This window comes from Antrihabitans cavernicola (genome assembly GCF_008297975.1).
GTDB classification, from domain to species: Bacteria; Actinomycetota; Actinomycetes; order Mycobacteriales; family Mycobacteriaceae; genus Antrihabitans; species Antrihabitans cavernicola.
In genome coordinates, this window is record NZ_VLNY01000007.1 from 179,289 (window position 1) to 200,203 (window position 20,915).

The window sequence follows — 20,915 nt, forward strand, 5'->3', positions numbered from 1 at the left end:
CGCCATGAAGGTAATCCTGTTCGGCGCCACCGGCATGCTCGGCCAGGGTGTGCTGCACGTGGCACTGCGTGATCCTGGGGTCGACGAGATACTGGTGATCGGGCGAACTCCGATCGAGCAGCAGCACGCCAAGCTGCGCGAGATCGTGCACGGCGACTTGATGGATCTGACGGCAATCGAAGGTCAGCTTGTCGGATACGACGCCTGCTTCTTCTGCCTGGGCACATCCGCAGTCGGCATGAGCGAAGCCGACTATCGCCGAGTGACCTACGACTTCACGCTGTCCGTCGCGCAGACGCTGGCACGGTTGAACCCGGAGAGCACGTTCATCTACGTCTCAGGCGCGGGCACCGACAGCACCGAGCACGGCCGTCTGATGTGGGCGCGCGTCAAGGGTGAAACAGAGAACGCTGTTCTCGCACTTCCGTTGGACGCGTACATGTTCCGTCCCGGCTTGATTCAGCCGTTGCGTGGGGTCAAGTCGAAGACCCGCCTCTACCGCACCGCCTACAGCGTCGCGGGACCGCTGATGTGGGCCATGCACCGCGTCGCACCCGGCAGGATCAGCACTACAGATCAGATCGCCGAAGCGATGATCGCCGTCGCGAATCATGGCGCTCCGAAGAAGATACTCGAGAACTCGGATATTCGGGCGGCGGCGGAGTCGGGCTAGCGAGAAATCGGTACCGACTGCGCAATCGGTACCTTTCACTCACGCTCGAGCGCCGTTCTCCTCAGAGCAATTCTCTACCGATCGCGCAATCGGGACGTGAGAAGGTCGGCGATTGAACGCTTCGTCAGTGCGGCAACTCGTCCAGCCGCGTTGCCGAACCAAGCGCGCCGACCAGCGCACGGACGCACAGGTCACGCAATTCTTCTCGACTCATCGCCTGATTCTCCACCCAATCGGTACACACAGCTCTCGTGAAGCCGAGCCAGCCCAGCACCGCTGCGGACGCAACGTCGTGCGAGTGTCCGCTCACGCCGAGCGCATCCAGAATCCGATCGCGGAGGATGCCCTGCTCCCAGTCGACCACCTTCTGGATCGCAGGATCGCCGGAGAGCGCACCCCGGTTGATCGCCAAAACGCCGTACTGATTCTTCACGGTGTGGCCGATGAACGCATCCAGGCCGGAGGAAATCTGCTCCGCCATCGGGAGATCCGGATCGATCTCGGTGGCGGCCAAGAGCTGTTCCGCCGAGCGCTGGACGATCGCGGCGAAGAAGTCGCGCTTGTTCGGAAAGTAGTGGTACATCAGGCCCCGCGACACCGCGGCGAGCTCCGCGACCTCCTCGATCAGCACTTCCTCGTACGGACGCTCGCCGAACAGGCGCGCGCCGATATCGAGCAGTTGCTCCCGCCGCTGCTCGGGGTCCAGGCGTCGCCGTGGTGTGCTCAATTCGGATCTTTCGGCATCGTCCACCCACACTACTTGACACGGGTTCAGTAAGGCGTAGGTTCCTTACTAGACATCGGTTCAGCAAGGGAGGGCGACCGTGAGCGTCGATACAGTCGAGCGACAGCAAGCACCGATTCCACACCCCCGGTGGCGGCTACCGCTACTCGGCGATTTCGTCGGCACGCATCCGAGGGCACCGTTGCAAGACGCGCTGCGCCATGCCCGCACCCTCGGCCCGATCTACGAGCGCAAGATCCTCGGCAAGCGAATCGTATTCGCCTCCGGCGCCGACATGGTTGCCGAACTGTCCGATGAAACGCGGTTCCGGAAGCATCTGGCGCCGGCGATCGTCGGACTTCGCCCGCTCGGCGGCGACGGTTTGTTCACCGCCTACAGCGACGAGCCGAATTGGCGCAAGGGCCACGATCTGCTGCGGCCCGCATTCACCCAGTCGGCGATGCGCTCGTATCACCGGACGATGCTCGATGTTGCCAAAGAGCTTGTGCAGCACTGGGACAACGTCGGCGACACGCCAGTCGATGTGTCGGCGGATATGACCAAGTTGACGCTGGAAACCATCGGCCGCACCGGTTTCAGCCACCCCTTCGACTCGTTTCGGCGTACCACGGCGCACCCGTTCGTCGATGCGATGGTCGGCGCCCTGCGGCACGCGCAGGTTCGCACGTTCTTCAAACCTCCCGTTATCGGCGACCTCGTCTGGCGCAAGCGCGATCTACGCAACGACGCCCGGCTCGACTACCTCAACGGCGTGGTCGACGGTGTCATCGACGAGCGCAAACGCAACGGTCACGACGGTCCGGACGACCTGTTGGAACTGATGATGCGGGCGGCCCGCGACAACGATCCCAACCGCCTCGACGAGCGCAACATTCGCCACCAGATCATCACGTTCCTTGTCGCAGGTCATGAAACCACCTCGGGCGCTTTGTCGTTCGCGCTCTACTACCTGTCGCAACATCCCGAGATCTTCGCCAAGGCCCAGGCCGAGGTGGACGCGGTATGGGGAACCGACGAACCCGAGTTCGAGCAGATCGCGAAGCTACGCTACGTCCGCCGGGTACTGGACGAAGGGCTGCGCCTCTGGCCGACAGCGCCGGTCTACGCCCGGGAAGCCCGCGAGGAAACAACGTTGGAGTGCGGCCATCACCTCGATGCAGGCGACGGACTGCTGGTGTTGATTCCGATGTTGCACCGCGATCCCGCCTGGGGCGACAACGTGGACGAGTTCGATCCCGATCGCTTTGCCCCGGCCAACGTCAAGTCGCGGCCTGCGCACATCTACAAGCCGTTCGGTACCGGTGAACGTGCCTGCATAGGAAGGCAGTTCGCGATCCACGAAGCCGTCCTGGTGCTCGGAACAATTCTGCAGCGCTACGACATCGCCGCCGATCCGAACTACCGCCTGAAGATTCAGGAACGCCTGACCTTGATGCCGGAAGGGTTCGAACTGCGCCTGAGCCGTCGCACCTGACTTAGTGGCGGCAGGCCGGGCTCGCTAGGTGAGGCGCTCGATGATCGTCACGTTCGCCGTGCCGCCGCCTTCGCAGATGGTCTGCAATCCGTAGCGGCCGCGGGTGCGCTCCAACTCGTTGAGCAGCGTGGCGAACAGCTTTGTTCCGGTGGCGCCCAGCGGATGCCCGAGAGCTATAGCGCCGCCGTTGACGTTGACGCGATCGGGATCGGCACCAGTCTCCTTCAGCCACGCGAGTACGACGGGAGCGAAGGCTTCGTTGATTTCGATGACATCCATATCGTCGATGGTCAGACCGGTCTTCGCGAGCGCGTGCGCGGTTGCCGGAATCGGCGCACTGAGCATGAAGATCGGATCTGCGCCACGCGCGCTCAGGTGATGAATCCGGGCGCGGGGTTTCAGGCCATGGGTTGCGACAGCTTGCTCGGACGCGATCAGCGTCGCCGATGCGCCGTCCGAAATCTGGCTCGCCACAGCGGCTGTGAGGCGTCCACCGTCGACCAGCGTCTTCAACGACGCCATCTTCTCGAGGCTGGTTTCCCGTGGTCCCTGGTCGACGGTGAAGTCACCGACCGCCACGATCTCGCGCTCGAATCGACCCTCCGCGATCGCAGTGCGCGCGCGGTCGTGGCTGCGAAGGGCCCAGTGCTCCATGTCTTCTCGACTGATGTCCCACTTGTCCGCGATCAGTTCGGCACCGTGGAACTGCGAAATCTCCTGGTCGCCGTAGCGGGCGTCCCAACCTGTCGAACCCTTGAACGGCGAGTCGTAGCCGTATTGCTGCCCGGCGAGCATCGCGGCCGAGATCGGGATCTTGCTCATGTTCTGGACGCCACCGGCAACGATCAGATCCGCTGTGCCACTGAGGATCGCCTGCGCACTGAAATGAATGGCCTGCTGACTGGAACCGCACTGCCGATCCACCGTCACACCCGGGACTTCTTCCGGATAGCCGGCAGCCAACCACGCTGTGCGCGCGATGTTGCCCGCCTGCGGTCCGATCGCATCGACGCAGCCGAACACCACGTCGTCGACGGCGGCGGGATCGAGTTCGTTGTTCTCGACAACCGCCTTGATGACGGTTGCACCCAGATCGGCAGGGTGCTCCTCGGCGAGCGCTCCCCCGCGTTTGCCGATTGCAGTGCGAACGGCATCGACGATGTAAGCCTCTGGCACGGTGATGCTCCTAGTTCGTGGACTTCTTGGACAGTCCGTCCAAAACGATTGCGAGGTAATGCTTTGCGACCGAGTCTGCGGTCATCGGCCCGCCCGGCTGATACCAGCGAACCGCGACCCACACGGTGTCGCGGAGGAAGCGGTACACCAACTCGACGTCGATGTCGGGGCGGAAGCTACCATCGGCCGCGCCGGCCTGCAGGACACCGATCCACAACGCTCGGAACTCGAGGTTGCGCGCGTCGATGTACGCGAATCGTTCGCTGGTGCGTAGATGCTTCGCTTCGTCCTGGTAGATCGCGACCGCGGAGTGCGATGCGTCGATGGCCTCGAACGACGCAACCACCAACGCCTCGAGGGTGTCTCGGCTGCTGAGGCCGGACTCGACGATCTCGTTGTAACGTCCGAACAGGTCGTCGAGAAAGCCGCGAAGAATCTCGTCGACCATCGACTCTTTGGAGTCGAAGTGGTGGTACAGACTGCCCGAAAGGATTCCGGCGGCATCGGCGATATCGCGCACGGTGGTCGCACGCAGCCCGCGCTGCGCGAACAGGGTTGCGGCGAGCGTGAGCAACTCGTCGCGTCGACCTGTCTGATTGGTCACCGACCGATCCTTCCACTGAGGTGCGGCTTCGCCGCAGGTGAGCGTTTAGTTGGTCCTGACACCCACAAACCGCTCACCTGCCGTCAGGCACGCTGACTGCTGACGGACACCACTTCGCCGGTCAGGTACGACGTGTAGTCGCTGGCCAGCATCGCGATGGTTGCCGCTACCTCCCACGGTTCCGCCGCGCGACCGAAGGCTTCGTCCGACGACAACTTGTCGAGCAGTTCCTCGGACGTCACCCTCGCCAGGAACGCGTGCTTCGCGATACTCGGCGATACCGCATTGATCCGGACGCCGAACTCCGCCGCCTCGACCGCGCTGCACCTCGTCAATGCCATCACCCCCGCCTTTGCGGCCGCATAGTGTGCCTGCCCGTGCTGCGCCCGCCAACCGAGCACGCTCGCGTTGTTGACGATAACGCCGCCGTGCTCGACGCCCCGAAAGTACTTCAAAGCCTCACGCGTGCAGCGGAACGTGCCGTTCAACGTGATGTCGATGACCTTGTCCCATTGCTCGTCCGTCAGATCGACGACGGGCGTCTCGCCCCCGAGCCCGGCGTTGTTGACGACGATGTCGATCCGGCCCAGCGCCTCGGCAGCACCCGTGAACAGGTCGGCAACCTGACCCGAATTGCTGACATCACAGACGATGGCTGCGACACGACGCTCCGGGTACTGCTCCGCTAGGTCGGCGCGGGTGGCTTCCAGTCGCCTTTCGTGCCAATCGGATACGACCACGTCGGCACCCTCGGCGAGCATTCTGCGTGCGGTCGCCGATCCGATACCGGTGCCTGCAGCAGCGGTCACCACTGCCACCCGATCCGTCAGCAGGCCGTGGCCCGCTATCTCGTCCGGTGCTATCGACAGGTCTGTGGTCATGGGCGTGCCTCTCTCGGCAAGCCGAGCACACGCTCGGCGATGATGTTGCGCTGCACCTCGTTGGAGCCGCCGTAGATCGTGTCGGCTCGCGTGAACAGATACAGCCGTTGCAGTTCGTCGAACCCGCCGTCGGCCGGGTCGCCGTCCGCGATCAGTCCTGCGGCACCCGCGACATCCATCGCCAACTCACCAAGGCTCCGATGCCAGTTGGCCCACAACAGCTTTGCGACGGACGCTTCGGATCCACTGGTGCCTGCGTCGACGGCAGCGAGCGTGCGCATCGCGTGAGCGCGCATCACCTTCAGCCCGATCGCCGCACGGGTGAGTTTGTCGGCGATGATCGGATCGTCGGCGGCTCCGGTTCGCTTCGCGAGGTCGGCAATACCTGCCAACTCGCGCGCGAACCCGATCTGCTGGCCCAACGTCGATACGCCGCGTTCGAAGGTCAACGTGCCCATGGCAATCCGCCAACCATCGCCGACCTCGCCGACCACCAGATCTGCGTCCGAGCGGGCGTTGTCGAAGAACACCTCGTTGAACTCCGACGTCGCCGTCAGCTGCACGATCGGCCGCACCGTGACACCCGGCTGATCCATCGGAACCAACAGATACGACAAGCCCTTGTGCCGCGTCGAACCCGGCTCCGTGCGACAGACCACGAAGCACCAGTCCGCGACGTGCGCCAGCGACGTCCACACCTTTTGCCCGTTGACCGACCATTCGTCGCCGTCGAGCTTCGCCGAGGTCGACACCGCAGCAAGATCCGAACCCGCGCCGGGCTCGGAATAGCCCTGGCACCACAGTTCGGAGACCGATTTGATACCCGGCAGGAAGCGCTGTTTCTGCTCTTCGGTGCCGAACGCGATCAGCGTGGGTCCCAGCAGCTCTTCGCCGACGTGCGAAACGCGTGCGGGCGCGTTCGCCCTGGCGTACTCCTGATGAAAGATCACCTGCTGATTCAGCGACGCTTCGCGGCCGCCGTACTGCTTCGGCCAGCCCAGACAGGTCCAGCCTGCGGCGGCAAGGTGTCGATCCCAGGCGAGCCGTTCGTCGTGCGCCTCGTGCTCCCGGCCGGGCCCGCCCAGTCCTCTCAACTTGGCGAACTCGCCGGTCAGGTTCTCGGCAAGCCAGGTGCGAATCGAGCGCGCGAACTCGTCGTCGCTCACCGCACCCTGGCTGATATCCACACCGGTAGGATAACCTACCAAGCACTTGCTTTGTACCCGGCGGTGAGGAACAGCCTGTGACCGATGGACCCGTGCAGACCACGCCCGCGGCGCTGCAGTTCGCGGCGAAGACGTTCGACGACGCCGAGGCGATCGTCGACGGAGCGCTCCGCCTCACGTGGACACAACTTCTCGACGAGGTGCAGACCGCCGCCCGAGCGCTGATCGCGCGCGGCGTGGAGCACGGCGACCGCGTCGCGATCTGGGCGCCCAACACCTACCACTGGGTGATTGCCGCTCTCGCAACGCATTACGTCGGCGGAACAGTCATACCGATCAATACCCGTTACACCGCTGACGAGGCCGCCGACCTGATCACGCGCACCCATGCAACCGCGCTGTTCGTCTCCGGCCCCTTCCTCGGCAACGACCGCCTCGCTCAGCTGCGCGCGCTGCCCGCCCTGACGCTGCCGGACACGATCGTCGTCGTTCCTGTCGGCGAGCCCGGCGTAACAAATGACACCGACCTCGCGTGGACCGACCTCGCCGAATTCGCCAGAGCCGTCTCGCCCACCGAGGCCGACGAACGCGCCGTGGCAGTCAGACCCGACGACCTGTCCGACATTCTGTTCACATCCGGCACCACCGGCCGCAGCAAAGGCGCGATGTGCGCCCATCGGCAATCCCTCGCGACATCGCGAGCATGGGCCGAGTGCGGACTGCTCGACAGCAACGATCGCTACCTGATCATCAACCCGTTCTTCCACAGTTTCGGTTACAAGGCAGGCATCCTCGCGTGCGTCCAGACCGGTGCGACGATGGTGCCGCAGCTGGTCTTCGACGTCGATACCGCCATGCGCAACGTGGCCGATCACCGGATCACCGTGCTCCCCGGCCCGCCCACGATCTTTCAGTCGATCCTCGACAGTCCCACGCGCGCCGACTATGACCTCAGCTCCTTGCGCTTTGCCGTCACCGGTGCCGCCGTGGTCCCGGTGGCGATGATCGAGCGTATGCAGTCCGAACTGGACTTCGACATCGTGCTCACCGCGTACGGGCTGTCCGAGGGAGCCGGATTCGGCACGATGTGTCGTCCCGACGACGACGCCGTCACCGTCGCCACCACCTGTGGTCGAGCAATTGCCGATTTCGAGGTGCGTATCGATTCGGCCGAGGCGAGCGAAGCGACGGGGGAAATTTGTGGCGAGGTGCTGCTGCGCGGCCCGAACGTGATGCTCGGATACCTCGACGACCCGGAAAACACCGCCAAGGCAATCGATCCCGACGGCTGGCTGCACACGGGCGACGTCGGCTCGCTCGACGATCGGGGCAACCTCACCATCACCGATCGCCTCAAGGACATGTATATCGCGGGCGGCTTCAACGTCTATCCCGCCGAGGTGGAGCAAGCGCTCGCCCGGCTCGACGGTGTCGCCGACTCGGCGGTGATCGGCATACCCGACGACCGTCTCGGTGAGGTCGGCCGCGCCTTCGTCGTGACCCGGCCGGGCCACACACTCACCGAGGACCAAGTGATCGCGTACGCCAAGGAGAAGGTGGCCAACTTCAAAGTGCCACGCTCCGTTGTCTTCTTGGACGTCCTACCGCGCAATGCAGGCGGCAAAGTCCTCAAACGTGAACTACGGCAGGAGCATTCCTGATGGATCTCGATCTCGACGAGTCAGCTGTCGCGTTCCAGCACGAGGTGCGCGACTTTCTCGCCGCCAACATGCCAACGCACCCGCTGCCCTCGATGGATACCGCGGCAGGCTTCGAGGCGCACCGCGCGTGGGAACACACCCTTGCCGACGCGCGATTCTCCGTGGTCTCCTGGCCCGCGGACCTCGGCGGCCGCGACGCATCGCTTCTCGAATGGGTGCTGTTCGAGCAGGAGTACTACGAAGCCGGCGCACCGGGGCGAGTCAGCCAGAATGGCATCTTTCTCCTGGCACCAACGCTTTTCGAGCACGGAACGCCCGAGCAGTTGGCTCGGATCATGCCGCGGATGGCGCGCGCCGACGACATCTGGGCGCAGATCTGGTCGGAACCCGAGGCGGGCAGCGACCTCGCGGGCATTCGTTCGATGGCGACGCGCGTCGACGGCGGCTGGGTACTGAACGGGCAGAAGACGTGGAGCTCGCGTGCCAGTTTCGCCGACTGGGGCTTCGGGCTGTTCCGCAGCGATCCTCGCGCTGAGCGACACAAAGGCTTGACCTACTTCATGTTTCCACTCACCGCGGATGGGATCACGGTGCGACCGATTCCCCAGCTCGACGGCGAGGCGGGTTTCGCCGAGATCTTCTTCGAGAACGCGTTCGTCCCGGATGCCGACGTGATCGGTGGCGTCGACGACGGCTGGCGAGTCGCGATGAGCACGTCGAGCAACGAGCGCGGGCTGTCGCTGCGGAGTCCGGGACGATTCACCTCCGCCGTCGACCGGCTGGTGGAACTCTGGACAGCACAGGCAGATTCGACCGACACCGCACTTCGGGATCGTGTGGTCGACGCATGGATCGCAGCCGAGGCATACCGACTGCACACATTCGGAACGGTCACCCGACTTAGCGACGGTGGCGCGCTCGGTGCCGAGTCCTCGATCAACAAGATCTTCTGGTCCGAGCTCGATGTCGCCTTGCACGAAACCGCACTCGATGTGCTGGGTGTCGACGCGGAGCTGGCCGGCGGGTGGTTGGACGGCTACTTGTTCTCATTGTCCGGGCCGATCTACGCCGGTACCAACGAGATTCAGCGCAACATTGTCGCCGAGCGGTTGCTCGGCCTGCCCAAGGCGGATCGATGAGATTCACACTGTCCACCGAGCAGGTGGATTTCGCCGCGAGCCTGCGCACGATGCTGGCCGACGCGAAGACACCCGACACCATTCGCGCATGGGGCGCAGGCGAACTCGACGCGGGCCGCGCTCTGCTGGGTCGGCTCGCCGACGCCGGCGTCATGGGCTTGGGTATCGCCGAGGAGTTCGGCGGCCTCGGTGCGCATCCTGTCGATACCGTCGTCGCCTTCGTCGAGATCGGACGCGCGGGCGTGCCAGGGCCGCTTGTCGAGTCGGCTGCGGCGATACCCGCTCTGCTGCAGGCGCTTCCCGACAGCTCGTTGGCGCAGAAATGGTTGCCCGGCATCGCCGAGGGCACCACTCTGGCGTCGCTCGTGCTGTCCCCTTCGGTTCCGCGCGCCCTCGATGGCGATATCGCGGACGTGATCTTCCACGTCGACGGCGACGCCTTGCGTACCGGCGACGCGACGACGCAGGTCGCTTCGGTGGACGCGGCGCGACGGCTGTTCGAGACGCAGCCAAGCGACGTACTCACCGAGGACATCGGTGCCGCCGCGGACAGCGCATTCGATCACGGTGCGCTCGCCTGCGCGGCACAGCTGCACGGCGCGGGCCAAGCAGTGCTCGACCTGTCCACCGAGTACGTGAGGAACCGGGTGCAGTTCGGTCGCCCGATCGGGCAATTCCAAGCGATCAAGCACCATTTGGCCGACGCCAAGGTGCACCTTGACATGGCGGCTCCCCTACTGCACGGGGCCGCCGTCGCGGTGGCGGCGGACTCGCCGACCGCGTCGCGCGCCATCTCGGCTGCGAAGGTTGCATGCGGCGATGCCACCTACCTGGCCTCACGGAAGGCCTTGCAGGTGCACGGCGCCATCGGCTACACCGCCGAATACGATCTGTCGTTGTGGTTGACCAAGATTCGCGCTCTGGTCACCGCCTGGGGTACACCAACGGTGCATCGAGCACGCATTGCCGAATCGCTGCGAGCGACATCGTGATTCTGTCCGCCGAGCAGCGGGACTTGGCGTCGTCGGTGCGCGCCCTGCTCGCCAAGCACGCGAACGTTCGTCGAGCCATGGTGTCCGACAGCGGCTACGACGCCGATCTGTGGCGGCGGCTGTGCGATCAGATCGGCATAGCGGCACTGGCGATTCCGGAAGAGTTCGATGGTATCGGCGCCGGGGCCGTCGAGTCGCATGTGGTCCTCGAAGAACTCGGCAAGCTGCTGGTGCCGACGCCGATGCTCGGCTCGGTGGTGCTGGCGGCACAAGCACTGTTGGCGATCGGCGACACCGACACCAATTCTCGGTTGTTGCCCGGCATCGCCGACGGCACCTCGATTGCCGCTCTCTGTTGGGCTGGCGCCAGCGGTTGGGACGAGATCGGTGTCTCTTTCGACGGTGACACCCTCACCGGTGCAGCACATTACGTGCTCGACGGATCAGCCGCAGACGTCTTGATCGTTGTTGCACACCACGGCAACGACGTCGCGTTCTTCGAGATCGACCCGGCCACGGTGACTCGCCGTGAAGTCCGGACGATGGATCCCACCCGTCGATTCGCCGTCGTCGAGTTCGACGCGGTCACAGGCCGACGCCTGCCCACCGAAGACGCTGCGGCAGTACTGAATCGGGTCCGCACCATCGCCTGCGCGGCGCTGGCGGCCGAGCAGGTCGGCGCGGCCGATCGATGCCTCGCGATGACCGTCGAATACACCAAGTCGCGGGTGCAGTTCGGTCGGCCGATCGGCAGCTTCCAGGCACTCAAGCATCGGATGGCCGACATGTTCGCGTTGGTCGAGACGGCCAGGTCGGCGTCGTACGCGGCAACGAACTCGCTGGCGGCAGACGACGCCGCGGTGGCGAAGGTCTACTGCTCCGAGGCCTTCAGTCAGGTTGCGGCAGAGTCGATTCAGCTGCACGGCGGAATAGCCATCACCTGGGAGCACGACGCCCAGTTGTACTTCAAACGTGCGCACGGATCGGCGCAGCTGTTCGGATCCCCAGAAACCTACATCAGGCGATTCGCGCAGTTGGCGTGAATCGCACCGGCATCGATTCGAAGCCGGAGATGAAGTTCGCCGCCCGACGCGGCAGCGGCTCCGTATTCGCCAACGTCATGTCCGGGAGCCGCTGGAGTAGCCGATCGAACATCAGCCGGGCTTCGATCCTGGCCAGCTGATTGCCGAGGCAGAAGTGCGTGCCGAACCCGAACGCCAAGTGCTGGTTGGGTTCACGAGACGCATCGAAGTTTTCCGGCCGATCGAAATGCGTTTCGTCGAAGTTAGCCGATTCGAACAGGAGCAACACCTTTTCGCCCTCGACCAGATCGGTTCCGAAGAACGTCGAATCGCGGGTGACGGTGCGCGCCATGTTCTTGATCGGCGATACCCACCGCAGCGCCTCTTCGACGGCAACCTTGATCGCGGCGGGTTGTCCGATCAGCAGATCTCGCTGATCGGGGTTGAGCAGCAACTGCTCCATGCCGCCGCTCAACACGTGCCGCGTCGTTTCGTCGCCGCCGATGAGGATGAGCAGCGATTCGGCGAGCACCTCTTCGTCGGTCAAGCGCTGACCGTCGATCTCGGCGTGAACGAGAACGCTGGTCAGGTCGTCGGTCGGGTTCTCGCGGCGCTCGGCAATCGTGCGTGTCATGAAGGCGTGAAAGCCGCCGTATGCCTGCGCACTCGCGATCAACTGCTCTTGACTGACGTTGCTGCCCAACGCTTTCACCAGGTCGTCGGACCAGGTGAGGAACATGTCGCGGTCGGTCGGCCGGACGCCGAGCATGTCCCCGATCACGGCCATCGGCAGCGGGGCCGCCAACTCTTCGACCAGATCGCATTCGCCTCTCTCGCACACCGCATCGATCAGTTGGTCGACGATGGTGCCGATGTGGTCGATCTGCCCTTCGACCCGCTTGCGGGTGAAGCCGGAGTTCACCAGTTTCCGGCGTGCGATGTGTTGAGGCTCGTCCATGTCGATCATGTGCGGCAGTGCCGGCGTCTCCGGTCGGATTCCGCCTGCGTTGGAAAACAATTCGGGATCGCGCTCGGCTGCCATCAGCGCGTCGTAGGTGGCGACGCCTGCACAGCCGTTGCGCTCGTCACGGCAGACAGGCTGGTTCGCCCGCATCCACGCGTAGGCTGCGCGTGGATCGCCGAGTTCCCCCGCATAGAAACGCCCGTCGAGAAAGTCGAATCGAGGCTTCATCTCGGTGCTCGTCACCTCTTCGACTCTAGGTTGCGACTTCGCCGCATGTCCGGGTTTACAGCCAGGTATCCATCGACGTCGTCGTCAGGAAGGCCTCGAGATCGTCGCGCCACGGAGCCGGAACGGTCTTGTCCGGCTCGATGCCCGTGTACTGGCCGCGGTAGAACAGCAGCGGTCGCTCGCTCTGCACTTCACTCAACGACGACACGCGGCCGATGACGAGGAAGTGATCGCCGCCGTCGTGCACGGTTTCGACCGTGCAGTCGATGTGCGCGAGTGAGCCGTTCAGAATCGGCGAACCCAACGGTGATGGATGCCAATCGATTCCGGCGAACTTGTCAGGCTCTCGCGAGCCGAATCGCGCGCACGTCGACTGCTGCTCCTCGGCGAGGACGTTGACGCAGAACCTGCCGGACGCCTCGATCGCCGCCCACGAGCGTGACACCTTGGTCGGGCAGAACAGCACCAGCGGCGGTTCCAACGACAGCGCTGCGAACGACTGGCATGCAAACCCGATCGGCTTGTCGTCGTCGTCGGTGGTGGTGATGATCGTGACGCCTGTGCAGAACTGGCCGAGCACAGTGCGGAAAACGCGCGGATCGATCTCCGCGGTGGTCACCGCGCTACCTGCCTGCCGCGAAATCGTGTCCCCACAGGCTGATGGCGGTGCTTTCGCGTGCGATCCAGTCGTTGTCGTCGACCTGCCTACCCTCGCAACCGAATTCGACGTCGAATCCGCCGGGGGTCTTCATGTAGAAGGACAGCATCAGGTCGTTGACGTGGCGGCCGAGGGTCGCGGACATCGGTACCTTGCGACGCGTCGCTCGATCCAGGCACAGGCCGACGTCGTCGGAGTTCTCCACCTCGACCATCAGGTGCACGATCCCGCTCGATGTGGGCATCGGCATGAACGCCAGCGAGTGGTGGCGCGGATTGCACCCGAAGAATCGCAGCCAGATCGGCGGACCGTCTGCCGGCCTGCCGAGCAGTTGTGGGGGCATCCGCATCGAATCCCGCAGGCGGAAACCGAGAACGTCGCGGTAGAAGGTCAACGACGCGGCGTCGTCGTCGGTGGAGAGAACGACGTGTCCGAGCCCCTGCTCACCGGTGACGAACTTGTGCCCGTACGGACTGACGATGCGTCGATGTTCCAATGCCGCACCGTGGAACGCCTCGAGCACGTTGCCTGCCGGGTCTTCGAAAATGATCAGCTCGTCGACGCGACGATCTTTGACCTGCTCGGCGGTACCTTCCTCGTGCGGCACGCCAGCGGCATCGAGCCGATCGCGAATCTCCTGCAGCTCAGCGGCATTCGCGGTTTCCCAGCCGGACGCACCGAGGTGGTCGCGATCGCTCGGGACGATCACCAGGCGCGCCGGAAAGTCGTCCATGCGCAGGTAGAGGGCATTGGGGTCGACACCCTTGCCCTCGATCATGCCGAGGACCTTGAGGCCGTATTCGCGCCAGGCCGCCATGTCGGTTGCCTCGATGCGCAAGTACGCGAGCGAACGAATACCCATCACTTACCCTCCGCTGAGACGAGAAAATCCGCAGCGAGTTTGTTGAACTCGTCGAACTTCTCCAACTGCGCCCAATGACCGCAGCCGCCGAACACGTGCAATTGCGCGCGTGGAATCAGCTTCAACGCGACCAGCGCGCCGTCGAGCGGATTGACTCGATCTTCGCGACCCCAGATCAAAAGCACCCGCTGCCGCAATTTGTACGCGTCGCGCCAGAGCATGCCCTTCTCGAAATCTGCACTGGAGAACGACTTTCCCATCGCCTTTGCCGCAGCCAACGACTCCGGCGTACTGGCAGCGGCGAACCGCTCGTCGACCAGTTCAGGTGTGATCAACGACTGGTCGAAGACCATGATCCGCAGAAACGCCTCGATGTTTTCGCGGGTCGGCTGATAGGCAAACTTGCCGAGGTTCTTGACGCCCTCGGTGGGATCGGGTGCGAACAGGTTGACGCTGAGCCCGCCTGGGCCCATAAGGATCAGCCGGCCCGCACGATCGGGATAGTCGAGCGCGAACCGGACGGACGTGCCGCCACCGAGCGAATTGCCCAGCAAGTGAACACGATCGGTGATCCCCAGCGTGTCCAGCAGACCCGCCAAGGCCGACGAACTATGCACGAAGTACTGCGGATGTTCGGTCGGCTTGTCGGACTTGCCGTAGCCGGGCTGGTCGACCGCAATTACGTGGAACTGCTCGGCGAGAACGGGAATGTTGCGCGAGAAGTTCGACCACGAGGATGCACCGGGACCGCCGCCGTGCAGCAGCACGATCGTAGGTCCGTTGCCGATGCCTGCTTCGTGATAGTGCAGCGTCAGACCAGGTTTCGCCTCCGCGAACTTGGACGTCGACTCGTAGGTTAGTTCTTGCACTGCGGTCATGAGGCCCCTGCCATTAGTCGGCGCTGATCTCGCTCCGCGCCTCGCTCGTTCCTCGCTTCGATGCTCACTCGACCACGCCTCACGCCCGTCATGAGTCGGCGCTGATCTCGCTCCGCGCCTCGCTCGTTCCTCGCTTCGATGCTCACTCGACCACGCCTCCTAAACCATCGTGTCCGCGATCGGCAACCCGAACTCCCCCGAGCCGAACATCTGGTACGCCCTTTCCGGATCGTTCGCCGCATGTACGCGGCCGGCATGTGCGTCACGCCAGAAGCGTTGCAGTGGTGTGCCATTGGCCAGAGCAGTTGCGCCCGAGCTCTCGAACAGCTTGTCGATGGATGCGACGGCGCGGCCCGTGGCGCGCACCTGATCACGTCGGGCACGCAGCCGAAGGTCGAACGGAACCTCTTCGCCCGCAACGAGATGCGCGTACTCTTCGGCGACGTTGCCGGAAAGTTGGCGCCACGCGGCGTCGATGTCGCTTGAGGCTTCGGCGACGCGGACCTTTGCGAACGGGTCTTCCTTCGCCTTCTCGCCTGCGAATGCCGCACGGACACGCTTGCCCTGATGCTCGACGTGCGCGTCGTATGCGCCGTAGGCCATGCCGACGATGGGCGTCGAGATCGTCGTCGGATGGATTGTGCCCCAGGGCATCTTGTAGACCGGGGCGGTGTTGCGCTCCAGCCCGGGGGCCGTCAGCGTGCTCATCGCCTTGAAGCTCAGGAAGCGGTGACGAGGAACGAAGACGTCTTCGACCACGACTGTGTTACTGCCCGTGCCACGCAAGCCGACCACGTTCCACACGTCGTCGATCCGGTAGTCCTCACGCGGAATCAGGAAGCTGCCGAAATCGACCGGCCGCCCGTCCTTGATGACCGGACCACCGAGCACAACCCAGGACGCATGGTCACAACCCGACGACCAGGCCCACGATCCCCGCACGGTGTAGCCGTCCTCGACCACCTGGCCTGCACCCATCGGCGCGTACGACGACGAGATGCGCGTGTCGGTATCGATGCCCCACACATCTTCCTGTGCCTGCTGCTCGAAGAGGGCGAGGTGCCAGTTGTGCACGCCGATGATCCCGGAGACCCACCCCGTCGAGCCGCACGCGCTGGCCAACTTGCGGACCGCGTCGTAGAACAGCACCGGATCGCTTTGGTATCCGCCCCACTGCTCGGGCTGGAGCAAGCGGAAGAAGCCGGTTTCCTGCAGCCCCTTGATGGTGTCGTCGGGAATCCGCCGAAGATCCTCGGCCTCTTGCGCCCGCTCACGCAGCGACGGCAAGAGCGCCTCGACCCGCTGCATCACCTCGTGGCTGTCGTGGTCACTCACGGCTGGCTCCCGTCTGTAAGCATCATGAACATCACTGAGACTAGAACACGTTCCCATTCGTGTCGAGGCTCGGCCGCTCGACCGCGGCACACAGCCCAGACCCGACGTAATCCGCCGTTAAGGTAGCGCAATATCCACCGCTTCTATAACGTGTTCTAGTGTAGAAAGACATCGAGAATGTGAGGGACAGATGGCTCGGGTTCGGGAGATCGACGTCGGTAGCAATCCGACACGGTTCGCGCGCGGCTGGCACTGCCTCGGCCTCGAGCGGGACTTCTTGGACGGCAAACCGCACGCCATCCAGGCATTCGGCACCAAGCTGGTGGTGTTCGCCGACAGCCAGAACAAGCTGCACGTTCTCGACGCGTACTGCCGACACATGGGCGGCGATCTGAGCGAGGGCACGGTCAAGGGCGATTCCGTCGCGTGCCCGTTCCACGACTGGCGCTGGGGCGGCAACGGCAAGTGCACCGCCATCCCCTACGCCCGGCGGGTACCGCCACTCGCCAAGACCCGGTCGTGGATCACGATGCAGGAGAACAAGCAGCTCTTCGTGTGGAACGACCCGGAAGGCAATCCGCCTCCCGACGAAGTCACGATTCCGCGCCTGGACCAGGTGTTCACCGACGAATGGACCGACTGGAACTGGAATACGCTGCTCGTGGAGGGTTCCAACTGCCGCGAGATCATCGACAACGTGGTCGATATGGCGCACTTCTTCTACGTGCACTTCGGCTTTCCGAAGTACTTCAAGAACGTCTTCGAGGGGCACGTCGCCACGCAGTACCTGCAGAACCACGGTCGACCGGACGTGAAGAACATGGGCACGCAGTACGGGGAGTCGGTGCTCGATTCGGAGGCGTCGTACTTCGGCCCGTCCTACATGATCAACTGGTTGCACAACGACTACAACGGCTACAAGGTCGAGAGTGTGCTGATCAACTGCCACTACCCGATCAGCCACGATTCGTTTCTGCTGCAGTACGGCGTTTCCGTACAGAAGCCACAGGGTCTCGACGACAAGACCAGCGAGAAGTTGGCGCGCAAGTTCACCGAAGGTGTGGCGCTGGGCTTCGAGCAGGACGTCGCGATCTGGCAGCACAAGACCAAGATCGACAATCCGTTGCTCTGCGACGAGGACGGGCCGGTGTACCAGCTGCGCCGCTGGTACGACCAGTTCTACGTCGACGCCGCCGATGTCACGGACAAGATGACGCAGCGGTTCGAGTTCGAGGTCGACACATCCAAGGCAGTCGAAGCGTGGGAGCGCGAAGTCCAGGACAACCTGGCTCGGCAACGCGACGAGGACGAAGCAGCCGCCGAAGCGGACAGCGGCACGACAGCAGGGGTGTAGCGGTGGACGCCTCGACATGGGCCAAGGCTCCCGACTTCACGGGCAGTCCCGAACGTGTCGAGGCTGTCCGCACCCAGACCGTCGCGGACAAGCAGAACTACCTGGAATCCGGCATGCAACCCGTCGAATGTCGGGCCTGCGGAACTACCGTGCTGGCGCGCAAGAACAGCTTCAACCAAACCAGCATTCAGTGGACTGCAGATCCTGCAACGTCGTGTACGGAATACGCCAAGGACGAGACGCAGCCCCGTTCGCTGCGCGAAACCTGCCCTCGACTGCGCAGCAGCATCGAGCACGCCGTCATGGAAGGCATCCTCGAAGTTCGCGATCGCGACTGACAGGCGCCATCCCGCTCCCTGTCCCATCCCGTGAACTGGGTGAACGGTACGTTCGTTCGATCGAGCGCAACGAACGGTACATTCACCCATTTGCGTGGGGCTATCGGACAGCTGCAATGCCGGCAAGAATGAGGTCGATTCCGGCGAGAAATTGCTCACGGTCGTCGTGATCGCGCAACTGCTGCGTCACTCGATGCAGGAACGGAAACTCTGCCGGATCCAGTTGCGCCCATTGCGCGGCGACGGTGTCGAGGTAGGCCGAGCGATCCATCCCCGGAACGGCCAGGCGGGCGTTCGCGGCGTTCTGTCCGGCGACGCCGAGTATGTAGTTCACCAACGCAGAGGCGCAGTCGAGCTGCGCCCGTTTCGGTACTCCGAGTGCCATGACTTGCTCGCCGATGCCTTCGAAAATTCGCAACATCGCGGGCGGCGCAGGCGGGGCGAGCTGATCGCCGACCCACGGATGAACATCGATCGCGTCGAACAGACCGAGCGCGATCGACCTGATCGCATCCCGCGGTTCTGCCCCCTCGGGCACGTCGGTCAACACATGGGCGATGACGGCATCGGTGGCCGTCGTGAGCAGCTCGTTCTTGTCCGCGACGTGCCAGTAGATCGCACCGGCCCCGGTTGCGAGACGGGACGCCAGTGCGCGAAATGTCAGGGCTTTCTCGCCGCCAACGTCGAGGATCTCCTGCGCTGCCTCGACGATCCGCTCCTTCGACAGCGCATCTGTCCGACGTTCAGCACGTGACGAGTTGGCCATGCGCACCATCTTGACATAGTTGGAACGCTGTTCCAAGATGGTCCCTGGAACAGCGTTCCAGAAAAGCTCGAGAAGGGAGAACACCATGACTTCACATGTCACGATCATCGGAGCGGGCCTCGGCGGCCTCACCCTCGCCCGCGTCCTCCACGTTCACGGCATTTCCTCGACGATCTACGAGGCGGAACCGTCACCCGAAGCCCGAACACAGGGCGGCCAGCTCGACATCCACGAACACGATGGGCAGGCAGCGCTCGAAGCGGCCGGTCTGACGGACGAATTTCGGGCGCTCATCCACGAAGGCGGCGAAGCGACTCGCATCCTCGACAAGAACGGCACCGTGCTGCTCGACGAGCCCGACGACGGCACGGGCGGACGCCCCGAAGTGCTCCGCGGCGATCTGCGGCGGATCTTGCGCGACTCTCTACCTGCCGATGCGATCCAGTGGGGACACAAAGTCACCGATGTCGCGTCGCTCGGCGACGGGCGCCACGAGCTGACCTTCGACGACGGTTCGACCGTGACAACCACCGTGCTGGTCGGAGCTGACGGCACCTGGTCGAAGGTCCGGCCACTGCTCTCGAACGCAAAGCCCGACTACGTCGGCGTGGTGTTCATCGAGACCTATCTGTACGACTCAGATTCGCGGCACCCTGCGGCATCCGAAGCCGCAGGCAGCGGCGGAATGTTCGCACTCGCGCCGGGAATGGGTATCTCTACGCACCGCGAGGCAGGAAACGTAGTCCACACGTACGCGCAGCTGTGCCGTCCCATCGAGTGGCTCGAGGGCATCGACTTCACCGATGCGACGACAGCGAGGAAGTTGGTTGCGGCCGAATTCGACGGCTGGGCGCCGGAGCTCACCGCGCTGATCAGCGACGGCGACACCCCGCCTGTTGCACGCACGATCCACACTCTGCCCGCCGACCACCGATGGAACCGCGTACCCGGCGTGACACTGATCGGCGATGCCGCGCACCTGGCGCCACCGGCAGGCGAGGGCGCGAACCTGGCCATGTTCGACGGCGCCGAACTCGGCAAAGCGATCGCCGCCAACCCCGACGACATCGAAGCTGCGATCGCCGAATACGAAGCGGCGATGTTCCCGCGCAGCGAGTCGTCCGCCGCGGGTGCGATCGAGATCCTCGACCTCGTTCTCGGAGAACGCACACCGCACGGCCTAGTCGAGTTCTTCACTCGGAACCACGACTGACTCAGCACACGAAAAAGCCCCGTCCGAATCGGACGAGGCTTTTTCAGGCTCTAACTATCAGAGCGAAGAACCACAGACGGGCCATGCACCCGAGCCCTGGCTCGCCAAGACGTTCTCGGCAACTGCGATCTGCTCGGACTTCGACGCGTTCGACGCCGAACCCTGGCCGCCATTGGCTTCCCAGGTGCTCTGCGAGAACTGCAGGCCACCGTAGTAGCCGTTGCCGGTGTCGATCGACCAGTCGCCGCCCGACTCACACTGTGCGACGGAATCCCACTGCGACTCGCTGGCTGCAGAAGCGGTACCCGAACCCAGGCCCAGCGCGAGCGGGGCAACTGCGACGGCGCCTGCTGCTGCGGCGATGGTGACTGTGCGCTTGATGCTGAAGTTCATGGTGATAAGCCTTTCCACATTGTTTGGCGAGGTCAGCGCAAACTTCCGCGCTGAAGCGTCTTCCGTTGTGGTGATCGCTACTCGCATTTGTTCGGCGAACTGTTCGTGCATTCGGCCGAACAAACTATTTCGCATTCGGATTAGCGGTTGCACTTCCGAACTGCCGATAACGGTAGCGTAACGAATGCATACCGACCAGGACCCGACGAATTCGTCTACCAGTCGTCGTAGGCTCAAATATTCATTGCATATCCGCAGCTAGAGATGCATTTATTGAGCTGAATTGGACATTGAAATTTGCCCTCGCATGTAACTTGGATCATAGGTATATTGCGGCGTGGGTCACAAATATTTAGTGTTTACAGGCCATCCAATGCATGAATAAGGGGCCCC

21 protein-coding genes are annotated in these 20,915 nt (G+C 63.8%); 9 read left to right on the forward strand and 12 right to left on the reverse strand.

Going from position 1 to position 20,915, the window contains the following annotated elements:
- Window positions 1-4 precede the first annotated feature (4 nt).
- Window positions 5-673, forward strand: a complete 669-nt coding sequence (locus FOY51_RS16440; RefSeq protein WP_149431331.1) for an NAD(P)H-binding protein — start codon at window positions 5-7, stop codon at window positions 671-673.
- A gap of 124 nt (window positions 674-797) precedes the next feature.
- Here FOY51_RS16440 and FOY51_RS16445 read toward each other — a convergent pair whose 3' ends face one another.
- Window positions 798-1,400, reverse strand: coding sequence for a TetR/AcrR family transcriptional regulator (locus FOY51_RS16445; RefSeq protein WP_149431332.1), 603 nt, complete (start codon window positions 1,398-1,400; stop codon window positions 798-800).
- Between the two features lie 97 nt (window positions 1,401-1,497).
- Between FOY51_RS16445 and FOY51_RS16450 the strand changes: the two genes are divergently transcribed.
- The gene (locus tag FOY51_RS16450; RefSeq protein ID WP_149431333.1) at window positions 1,498-2,892 is read left to right on the forward strand and encodes a cytochrome P450; all 1,395 of its coding nucleotides are present in this window, start codon (window positions 1,498-1,500) and stop codon (window positions 2,890-2,892) included.
- Window positions 2,893-2,916: 24 nt separating this feature from the next.
- Here the strand turns inward: FOY51_RS16450 and FOY51_RS16455 are convergent, their stop codons facing one another.
- From FOY51_RS16455 to FOY51_RS16470, 4 genes are all read right to left on the reverse strand, one after another.
- Window positions 2,917-4,068: an acetyl-CoA C-acetyltransferase gene (locus FOY51_RS16455; RefSeq protein WP_149431334.1), complete on the reverse strand. Its 1,152-nt coding sequence runs from the start codon at window positions 4,066-4,068 to the stop codon at window positions 2,917-2,919.
- Between the two features lie 10 nt (window positions 4,069-4,078).
- Window positions 4,079-4,672 (reverse strand): TetR/AcrR family transcriptional regulator, encoded by a 594-nt coding sequence (locus FOY51_RS16460; RefSeq protein ID WP_149431335.1) that lies wholly within the window; start codon window positions 4,670-4,672, stop codon window positions 4,079-4,081.
- A gap of 83 nt (window positions 4,673-4,755) precedes the next feature.
- Entirely contained in the window at window positions 4,756-5,553 is a 798-nt protein-coding gene (locus tag FOY51_RS16465) for an SDR family oxidoreductase (RefSeq protein ID WP_149431336.1), read from the reverse strand.
- Entirely contained in the window at window positions 5,550-6,740 is a 1,191-nt protein-coding gene (locus FOY51_RS16470; protein ID WP_149431337.1) for an acyl-CoA dehydrogenase family protein, read from the reverse strand. Before FOY51_RS16470 ends, FOY51_RS16465 begins: the two co-directional genes overlap by 4 nt.
- A 56-nt stretch (window positions 6,741-6,796) precedes the next feature.
- Between FOY51_RS16470 and FOY51_RS16475 the strand changes: the two genes are divergently transcribed.
- From FOY51_RS16475 to FOY51_RS16490, 4 genes are read left to right on the forward strand one after another with little or no spacing between them, the layout of a single operon-like run.
- Window positions 6,797-8,380 carry a FadD3 family acyl-CoA ligase gene (locus FOY51_RS16475; RefSeq protein WP_149431338.1) on the forward strand — a complete coding sequence of 528 codons (1,584 nt, stop codon included), beginning with the start codon at window positions 6,797-6,799 and terminating at the stop codon, window positions 8,378-8,380.
- The gene (locus tag FOY51_RS16480; protein WP_149431339.1) at window positions 8,380-9,519 is read left to right on the forward strand and encodes an acyl-CoA dehydrogenase family protein; all 1,140 of its coding nucleotides are present in this window, start codon (window positions 8,380-8,382) and stop codon (window positions 9,517-9,519) included. Before FOY51_RS16475 ends, FOY51_RS16480 begins: the two co-directional genes overlap by 1 nt.
- Window positions 9,516-10,511 carry an acyl-CoA dehydrogenase family protein gene (locus FOY51_RS27630; RefSeq protein WP_149431340.1) on the forward strand — a complete coding sequence of 332 codons (996 nt, stop codon included), beginning with the start codon at window positions 9,516-9,518 and terminating at the stop codon, window positions 10,509-10,511. The genes FOY51_RS16480 and FOY51_RS27630 overlap by 4 nt, the downstream gene beginning before the upstream one ends.
- Window positions 10,505-11,554: an acyl-CoA dehydrogenase family protein gene (locus FOY51_RS16490; protein WP_235916422.1), complete on the forward strand. Its 1,050-nt coding sequence runs from the start codon at window positions 10,505-10,507 to the stop codon at window positions 11,552-11,554. Before FOY51_RS27630 ends, FOY51_RS16490 begins: the two co-directional genes overlap by 7 nt.
- Here the strand turns inward: FOY51_RS16490 and FOY51_RS16495 are convergent.
- The 5 genes from FOY51_RS16495 to hsaA form a co-directional block, all read right to left on the reverse strand.
- Entirely contained in the window at window positions 11,529-12,725 is a 1,197-nt protein-coding gene (locus tag FOY51_RS16495) for a cytochrome P450 (RefSeq protein WP_149431456.1), read from the reverse strand. The two genes, FOY51_RS16490 and FOY51_RS16495, sit on opposite strands and share 26 nt — an antisense overlap.
- A gap of 55 nt (window positions 12,726-12,780) precedes the next feature.
- Entirely contained in the window at window positions 12,781-13,344 is a 564-nt protein-coding gene (gene hsaB / locus FOY51_RS16500; RefSeq protein ID WP_149431342.1) for a 3-hydroxy-9,10-secoandrosta-1,3,5(10)-triene-9,17-dione monooxygenase reductase subunit, read from the reverse strand.
- A gap of 4 nt (window positions 13,345-13,348) precedes the next feature.
- Window positions 13,349-14,245: an iron-dependent extradiol dioxygenase HsaC gene (gene hsaC / locus FOY51_RS16505; RefSeq protein ID WP_149431343.1), complete on the reverse strand. Its 897-nt coding sequence runs from the start codon at window positions 14,243-14,245 to the stop codon at window positions 13,349-13,351.
- On the reverse strand, window positions 14,245-15,123 hold the full coding sequence (hsaD, locus tag FOY51_RS16510) for a 4,5:9,10-diseco-3-hydroxy-5,9,17-trioxoandrosta-1(10),2-diene-4-oate hydrolase (RefSeq protein ID WP_149431344.1): 879 nt from the start codon (window positions 15,121-15,123) through the stop codon (window positions 14,245-14,247). Before hsaD ends, hsaC begins: the two co-directional genes overlap by 1 nt.
- A gap of 159 nt (window positions 15,124-15,282) precedes the next feature.
- On the reverse strand, window positions 15,283-16,458 hold the full coding sequence (gene hsaA, locus FOY51_RS16515) for a 3-hydroxy-9,10-secoandrosta-1,3,5(10)-triene-9,17-dione monooxygenase oxygenase subunit (RefSeq protein ID WP_149431345.1): 1,176 nt from the start codon (window positions 16,456-16,458) through the stop codon (window positions 15,283-15,285).
- Between the two features lie 190 nt (window positions 16,459-16,648).
- Between hsaA and FOY51_RS16520 the strand changes: the two genes are divergently transcribed.
- Entirely contained in the window at window positions 16,649-17,812 is a 1,164-nt protein-coding gene (locus FOY51_RS16520; RefSeq protein ID WP_149431346.1) for a 3-ketosteroid-9-alpha-monooxygenase, oxygenase component, read from the forward strand.
- A gap of 2 nt (window positions 17,813-17,814) precedes the next feature.
- On the forward strand, window positions 17,815-18,150 hold the full coding sequence (locus tag FOY51_RS16525; protein WP_149431347.1) for a hypothetical protein: 336 nt from the start codon (window positions 17,815-17,817) through the stop codon (window positions 18,148-18,150).
- 100 nt (window positions 18,151-18,250) lie between these two features.
- Here FOY51_RS16525 and FOY51_RS16530 read toward each other — a convergent pair whose 3' ends face one another.
- Complete coding sequence (locus FOY51_RS16530) at window positions 18,251-19,003, reverse strand: TetR/AcrR family transcriptional regulator (protein ID WP_235916406.1); 753 nt, start codon at window positions 19,001-19,003, stop codon at window positions 18,251-18,253.
- On the opposite strand from FOY51_RS16530, the gene FOY51_RS16535 reads away from it, so the two are divergent.
- Window positions 19,002-20,129 carry an FAD-dependent oxidoreductase gene (locus tag FOY51_RS16535; protein ID WP_149431348.1) on the forward strand — a complete coding sequence of 376 codons (1,128 nt, stop codon included), beginning with the start codon at window positions 19,002-19,004 and terminating at the stop codon, window positions 20,127-20,129. The genes FOY51_RS16530 and FOY51_RS16535 overlap by 2 nt on opposite strands.
- A 57-nt stretch (window positions 20,130-20,186) precedes the next feature.
- Here the strand turns inward: FOY51_RS16535 and FOY51_RS16540 are convergent, their stop codons facing one another.
- Window positions 20,187-20,522, reverse strand: a complete 336-nt coding sequence (locus FOY51_RS16540; protein WP_149431349.1) for a transglycosylase family protein — start codon at window positions 20,520-20,522, stop codon at window positions 20,187-20,189.
- Window positions 20,523-20,915: the final 393 nt, after the last annotated feature.

What these genes read in the sequence shown, in the direction of transcription:
- hsaD (WP_149431344.1), bottom strand. Translation starts at nt 15,123, where the DNA reads ATGACCGCAGTGCAAGAACTAACCTACGAGTCGACGTCCAAGTTCGCG.
- FOY51_RS16495 (WP_149431456.1), bottom strand. Translation starts at nt 12,725, where the DNA reads ATGAAGCCTCGATTCGACTTTCTCGACGGGCGTTTCTATGCGGGGGAA.
- hsaC (WP_149431343.1), bottom strand. Translation starts at nt 14,245, where the DNA reads ATGGGTATTCGTTCGCTCGCGTACTTGCGCATCGAGGCAACCGACATG.
- FOY51_RS16465 (WP_149431336.1), bottom strand. Translation starts at nt 5,553, where the DNA reads ATGACCACAGACCTGTCGATAGCACCGGACGAGATAGCGGGCCACGGC.
- FOY51_RS16480 (WP_149431339.1), top strand. Translation starts at nt 8,380, where the DNA reads ATGGATCTCGATCTCGACGAGTCAGCTGTCGCGTTCCAGCACGAGGTG.
- FOY51_RS27630 (WP_149431340.1), top strand. Translation starts at nt 9,516, where the DNA reads ATGAGATTCACACTGTCCACCGAGCAGGTGGATTTCGCCGCGAGCCTG.
- FOY51_RS16535 (WP_149431348.1), top strand. Translation starts at nt 19,002, where the DNA reads ATGACTTCACATGTCACGATCATCGGAGCGGGCCTCGGCGGCCTCACC.
- FOY51_RS16530 (WP_235916406.1), bottom strand. Translation starts at nt 19,003, where the DNA reads ATGGTGTTCTCCCTTCTCGAGCTTTTCTGGAACGCTGTTCCAGGGACC.
- FOY51_RS16520 (WP_149431346.1), top strand. Translation starts at nt 16,649, where the DNA reads ATGGCTCGGGTTCGGGAGATCGACGTCGGTAGCAATCCGACACGGTTC.
- FOY51_RS16440 (WP_149431331.1), top strand. Translation starts at nt 5, where the DNA reads ATGAAGGTAATCCTGTTCGGCGCCACCGGCATGCTCGGCCAGGGTGTG.
- FOY51_RS16540 (WP_149431349.1), bottom strand. Translation starts at nt 20,522, where the DNA reads ATGAACTTCAGCATCAAGCGCACAGTCACCATCGCCGCAGCAGCAGGC.